Here is a 5517-nt window from a genome sequence, read left to right as displayed (position 1 = left end):
CTTCACAAACCGAAATGCCAAGCGCGACCATCGTTGATATCACCGCGTATTACAAACCGATCAAAGACGTGACACTGACAGCCGGTATTTTCAACGTGACGGATAAAGAGTACTACAAGTGGAACGATGTACGCGGATCAAGCGAACTGGATCTGGATAAGTCTCAGCCAAAACGTAACTTTGCCATTACCGCTAAGTACGAATTCTGATGACGAACATTTGAAGGATCAAAAAAGCCAGCGAAAGCTGGCTTTTTACATTTAATGCATTCAAAAGGAAAAGAAAAAATGAGAATGAACTAAATTATTTGTTTTCTGCCATCTCTTTTTTCACCATAACAACTGCCGCTACGATAAAAGTGATGATTAGCGCGAGTTCCATTGACTCCCCCTATTTTAGAGCTACTTCTGGTCCAAATTTGGAACAATTGAAGTTTAACACGTCTAAAACATATTTGTAGCTTTTAGCCTAAGAATTCCCTTTTTTATCGACCGAGATCAATATCGGTGTCAACTACATGAAATTTTAAGTTTTCTGAACCGAATTTTCGATTTTTTCAAAAGATAACTTGAGAGTTGTTTATTTCATCATCACTTTGCCACCCACCATTTTTAAAGCAGGCGTACCCCTGACCATTGCGTCCCTGGCAAACTCGCTACCACAATTTGGGCAGCGACCATCACCGGATGTGAAATCCTGAGCAATACGTTCTTTAAAGCACTTCACTAAAGCTCCTTTTCCACCTTTATGATACTTAAGCAATAGTGTCCGGCACTTGGCACAGTAGATATCAACTACCTTTTCCGGCAGTTTTTTCTTGGTTTTGCCATCTCAATCGAGCTCGGGTTTAACCCATACCTGGCTGAAATCAAACCATCCCAAGGCATTGCACTTGGCATTCTGTAGCGAGCCACACTGATCTTTTGATACTCCCAGCCAACAATGGAACATTGGGATAATTTGGTGTTGCTCCACAAGCGACTTACCCAGTTCTCTTGCGGGGAAGGTCGCGTATTTGTCCGCGCGCCATTGATCGACTAATCCACACCAGTAATTGAAATCATCAGCCAAACTCAGGTGTTCAACATCCGAATAGTTCAACAGCCAGCCTGCTAATGCGTCATCACGATGATTGGCAATCCCCATGGCTTTAATCCAGATATCCACCTCACCCACTTCGGTTAGGGAAAGCTCATATTTGATGAATTCAACGTTGATGCCATCCTCATTGAGAACTTGTTGTATCACCTTCGCAAGCGTTGGAAACATGGGATGCTGCGCATGATAGGCAACCGTGACAGTACGTTGCGCAGGTGGTGTGATGGAAAAATTACTTGGCGCCTGATGGTACCAACCCGGCTTCAAACCATAGGCAGGCAGCACGCCGAGCTCAACTACTTTTTCCTCGGGTAATCGGCGGAACAAGTTGAGAGTACTCAGTTTGTTATGAAAATAGGTTGCCCACTCATCCTCTTTGGCAAGACCATTTTTCTTATTCAGCAACAAATAGGTACATCCCGGATCGAGATCCACATCTTCTGTAGAGGAGCCTCGCTGCGTTTTAATGGGGTGAGACAAACTAGGGAAGACCATCGATGAATGCACTTCGTCAATCACCCACACTTCAACCCGATCCAACAACGGGCGAAAACCAAAATAGCCATCAAATGCCTGCAGAACCAAACGTTTTTCGTCATTGACGATCACCTTGTATGGACCGCTCCCGACTGGCATCAGGTCAAAATCTTCACTGCGCTGAGATTCCGGTAACAGGATCTTCGCGCACGCTTCCGACAGCAGCAACGGTAAACGGTGATCCGGTTTTTGCAGGTGGATATCCACCACACAATCTCCCGGAGAGTCCACCTGATCAATGTGAGAAAACAGATTCACAAAGCGCAATTCCCACAGGCTTTGAATGACAATATCCGTCGTCAACAGTTCACCATTATGGAAGCGCACACCCGGGCGAATATAGAACCGCCAATGAGTAGGTGTAATTGCTTGCCAGGTATGAGCAAGATCTGGCTGTAATTGCTCGTCTTCATCAAGCCGAGTCAGGCCGCTGTAGATCTGGCGTGCAATGTGTTGCTCTGAGCGACGCATTGGCTTGGACGGATTGAGCATCGACAGTGGTCGGTAGTATGGCAGCCGGACAACTTGCAGACCTTCTTGATGCTGAACCCCGAGGTAGCTCTGAATCACCTGAGTCAGCTTGGCAGCATCCTGATCCAAAACCGATAACGCTTGGCCGATCTTTCCTTCTTCAAGATAACGCCGGGCGAGATTTTCACTGACATCGGCTCGGCTGCGTTTAAACAGCAACTGAGACAATTTGCCGCGCCCCGCGGCCGGATGCCATTCTATCCAGCCCTCTTCTTCCATTTTGTTCAGCACAATACGTGCGTTACGACGGGTACAGAACAGAATTTCAGTGACATCTTCGAGTTGGGTTTCAGCATCCTGACCATTGAAGTGTTCGAATAGGGTTTCGAACTGGACACGTAAGCGGGGGCTACTCATAAAGGGGAAATCTCATTTAAACAGCTACGAAATGAGTTTCCCTATTTTATGGTATTTTTTCAAGTCAGAGACAGGATTCTTTAAGCGATATCACAACCCAATTCAGCCGCTAGTTGGCGCAGTTGCTCTTCGTTGTCCAACTTCAATGACCACTTTGCTTCAGAGCCATTCACGGCCACCACATTCGCTCCGCGACCAATCAGTTCGACCGCATCACTTTGCGCCTGAAGCGTCACATGATGGTCACCTTGTAAACGGATCACCAGCTCATGCGCCGTGACAATGATTTTTCCGCTTTTAAACTCAATAACCATTTACGCCTCGGTGTTCAGTTTCTGCTTATTGTTTTTTGCTTTCTTAACCGCCATGGTCAGGCGGCTGGTGCACACCAAACGACCGCGATCGTCGGTAATCGTGATTTGCCAAACCTGAGTCGATACGCCCAAATGAATTGGCGTTGCCGTCCCAATCACATGACCGTCACGCATTGAGCGAATATGATTAGCATTAATATCCAGACCAACGCAGTAAGAATCATCATCCACACAGAAATTTGCCGCCACAGAGCCCAATGTTTCAGCCAGAACAACCGAAGCGCCTCCGTGCAGCATACCCAAAGGTTGATGAGTAAAATGACAAACAGGCATAGTAGCCGATACAGAATTATCCCCGATCTCGGTATAAACAATATTGAGATGATCAATCAGCGTATTTTTTGAAGTTGCATTAAGAATCTCCAGACTGATCGGTTTTTTCCAAATTTCCATAGGTAATTCCTTGAGATGAGACGCAGACAGGTGCGCAGCAAAGAAATGTGAGTGGGTTCTATTGTAACGCTCTGAATGCCAATGACAAAACCACATTCACCTTCAATTCAGCTTAAGCCATGATATTATTTGCACGTTTAATATTAACCTCTGAAAATTATGGAGCCAGCAATGCGTTCATGGTTTAAAGCTTCTTGTATTCTGACAGCGATCGGTCTGACCGCATGTGCCGCATCCCCTACCGGACGAAACCAGATCCTGCTGTTTTCGAGCAACGACATGAGCAATTTAGGCGCTCAGTCTTTCACACAAATGAAGCAAGACACACCGATTAATCAAGACGCAAAAACCAATGCTTACGTGCAGTGTGTAGCCAACGCCATCACCGCGCAAGTCCCCAAGCAAGCGGGGGTCGAACACTGGGAAGTCGTGGTGTTCAACAGTGAGCAAGTGAATGCTTTCGCCCTGCCCGGTGGCAAGATTGGCGTTTATACCGGACTGCTCAAAGTCGCGGTCAATCAAGACCAATTGGCAACGGTGCTTGGCCATGAAGTTGCACACGTACTGGCCAATCACAGTAACGAGCGCTTATCACAAACTCAGTTGGCAAGTGTCGGTTTGCAGGTAACGGATATGGCTATCGGCTCTTCAGCCTATGCTCAATACAAAGACATCACGATGGCCGCGTTGGGCGTGGGCGTTCAATACGGAGTGATCCTTCCTTACGGCCGATCTCAGGAGTCTGAAGCTGATATCGTTGGACTGGAGATCATGGCTAAAGCGGGGTTCGATCCACGCCAAAGCATCGAACTTTGGAAAAACATGGCAAAAGCGTCAGGAGGCAACCAGCCACCGGAACTGCTTTCAACCCACCCTTCGCACAGCACCCGCATTCAGGATCTGACTGCGATGATTAAAAAATTGCCGTCTTATTCTGTACCACATCCGCAGTGTGGCTGAGATAACTTAATTCAATTGGGGTTATTTGCATCAAATCAATACAAATAACCCATTGATTTGCCGCGTTTGATGCAATACCCCTTTAAATCTTGTGCGTAAAGTGGATAATACGCGCTTACGAAATTTTACAAGGTGGGTATTATGTCTACTGAAGCAACGCTACTTGAACGCTGCGAATCTAAATGTGAACTCTGTTCTGCAGAGTCACCGCTAACTCCTTTTGTGGTTGCACCACACACGCAAATTACTGTGGATCACGCAGTGATGCTTTGCGATACCTGTAAAGGTCAAATCGAAGACCCAGACACAGTAGATGCAAACCACTGGCGCTGCCTGAATGACAGCATGTGGAGTCAGGTTACGCCTGTTCAGGTGTTGGCTTGGCGTCAACTAAAGCGTCTGGCGACTTCTGAAGGCTGGGCTCAGGATCTGGTCGAAATGATGTACATGGACGAGGAAACTCAGAAATGGGCAGAAATCGGCATGGACGATGACGCAGAGAAACCACTGGACGTGAACGGCGTTGAGCTGAAAAAAGGCGATGACGTAACCGTGATTAAAGATCTGCCAGTAAAAGGTTCCAGCATGGTGATCAAACAAGGTACTGCGGTACGCGGTATCGCACTGACCGATGATCCTAAACACATTCAGGGTAAAGTGAACGGTCAAACGATGTACATTATTGCGGAATACTGCCGCAAGAAGTAATTCAGAAAAAGCGCGGCTCCGGCCGCGTTTTCTTTATCTGTCATAAAGTGCCAATAAAAAAGCCGACATCACTGTCGGCTTTTTTGTGTTTAGCTTAGCGTGATAAACCAATATCACGTTGCATGTGGCTAGATAGTTCTGCACTGTAGTAGCTGCGAGTTTGCTGGCTATCAACAAACAGAATATCAACCAAATGTTTCATCAATCCTTTGAAGTTAACCGGGTAGGTTTTTTTATCCATAGAGGTTGGTGCTGTAACAGTACCCAAATGCATTGCTTGTGCCATGTGAGCCTCTCTTAAATAAATCGGTAACTTACTGTGTTGGCTCGAATATTAGGCAAGTTTGTTCGAATAAAAAAATGATAAAAATTGGCCATTCGGATTAGTTAAACTTATGAAACAAGGTGATAACAATCGCAAAAATACCCATTCAGAAATGACGCATTTTTAGTCATTTAAATTGCTGCCATCAGCATAATTAACGCGTGAGCATTTTAAATGATCACAACCGCATACAATTAATTTACATCTAAATATCTGAAAAAATTTGATCCGGGG

At 45.9% G+C, this 5517-nt stretch carries 8 protein-coding genes; 3 read left to right on the top strand and 5 right to left on the bottom strand.

Annotation, left to right across the window (positions count from 1 at the left end; genetic code table 11):
- Positions 1–209: hypothetical protein (locus ACN0V2_RS13620; RefSeq protein WP_417551345.1), on the top strand; the 209-nt coding region annotated here is incomplete at its 5' end.
- Positions 210–579: 370 nt separating this feature from the next.
- Here the strand turns inward: ACN0V2_RS13620 and ACN0V2_RS13615 are convergent.
- From ACN0V2_RS13615 to ACN0V2_RS13600, 4 genes are all read right to left on the bottom strand, one after another.
- Positions 580–726, bottom strand: a complete 147-nt coding sequence (locus tag ACN0V2_RS13615; protein ID WP_020328548.1) for a hypothetical protein — start codon at positions 724–726, stop codon at positions 580–582.
- A 105-nt stretch (positions 727–831) separates the two neighbouring features.
- Entirely contained in the window at positions 832–2523 is a 1692-nt protein-coding gene (locus tag ACN0V2_RS13610; protein ID WP_038157960.1) for an SgrR family transcriptional regulator, read from the bottom strand.
- An 80-nt stretch (positions 2524–2603) separates the two neighbouring features.
- On the bottom strand, positions 2604–2837 hold the full coding sequence (locus tag ACN0V2_RS13605; protein ID WP_020328547.1) for a DUF3389 domain-containing protein: 234 nt from the start codon (positions 2835–2837) through the stop codon (positions 2604–2606).
- Positions 2838–3290 (bottom strand): hotdog fold thioesterase, encoded by a 453-nt coding sequence (locus ACN0V2_RS13600; protein ID WP_020328546.1) that lies wholly within the window; start codon positions 3288–3290, stop codon positions 2838–2840.
- A gap of 171 nt (positions 3291–3461) precedes the next feature.
- Between ACN0V2_RS13600 and ACN0V2_RS13595 the strand changes: the two genes are divergently transcribed.
- Together ACN0V2_RS13595 and ACN0V2_RS13590 are read left to right on the top strand one after the other, a co-directional pair.
- Positions 3462–4250 (top strand): M48 family metallopeptidase, encoded by a 789-nt coding sequence (locus ACN0V2_RS13595; protein WP_020328545.1) that lies wholly within the window; start codon positions 3462–3464, stop codon positions 4248–4250.
- A gap of 141 nt (positions 4251–4391) precedes the next feature.
- Positions 4392–4958: a PhnA domain-containing protein gene (locus ACN0V2_RS13590; RefSeq protein ID WP_020328544.1), complete on the top strand. Its 567-nt coding sequence runs from the start codon at positions 4392–4394 to the stop codon at positions 4956–4958.
- Positions 4959–5052: 94 nt separating this feature from the next.
- On the opposite strand, the gene ACN0V2_RS13585 is transcribed toward ACN0V2_RS13590, so the two are convergent.
- Positions 5053–5244, bottom strand: a complete 192-nt coding sequence (locus tag ACN0V2_RS13585; RefSeq protein WP_020328543.1) for a hypothetical protein — start codon at positions 5242–5244, stop codon at positions 5053–5055.
- Positions 5245–5517: the final 273 nt, after the last annotated feature.

This window comes from Methylophaga sp. (genome assembly GCF_048266885.1).
Taxonomy (GTDB): Bacteria; Pseudomonadota; Gammaproteobacteria; order Nitrosococcales; family Methylophagaceae; genus Methylophaga.
This window is presented reverse-complemented; position numbering and strand designations above follow the sequence as displayed.

Excerpts from the sequence above, each read along its gene's own strand:
- ACN0V2_RS13585 (WP_020328543.1), bottom strand. The coding sequence starts at position 5,244 with ATGGCACAAGCAATGCATTTGGGTACTGTTACAGCACCAACCTCTATG.
- ACN0V2_RS13600 (WP_020328546.1), bottom strand. The coding sequence starts at position 3,290 with ATGGAAATTTGGAAAAAACCGATCAGTCTGGAGATTCTTAATGCAACT.
- ACN0V2_RS13595 (WP_020328545.1), top strand. The coding sequence starts at position 3,462 with ATGCGTTCATGGTTTAAAGCTTCTTGTATTCTGACAGCGATCGGTCTG.
- ACN0V2_RS13610 (WP_038157960.1), bottom strand. The coding sequence starts at position 2,523 with ATGAGTAGCCCCCGCTTACGTGTCCAGTTCGAAACCCTATTCGAACAC.
- ACN0V2_RS13590 (WP_020328544.1), top strand. The coding sequence starts at position 4,392 with ATGTCTACTGAAGCAACGCTACTTGAACGCTGCGAATCTAAATGTGAA.
- ACN0V2_RS13605 (WP_020328547.1), bottom strand. The coding sequence starts at position 2,837 with ATGGTTATTGAGTTTAAAAGCGGAAAAATCATTGTCACGGCGCATGAG.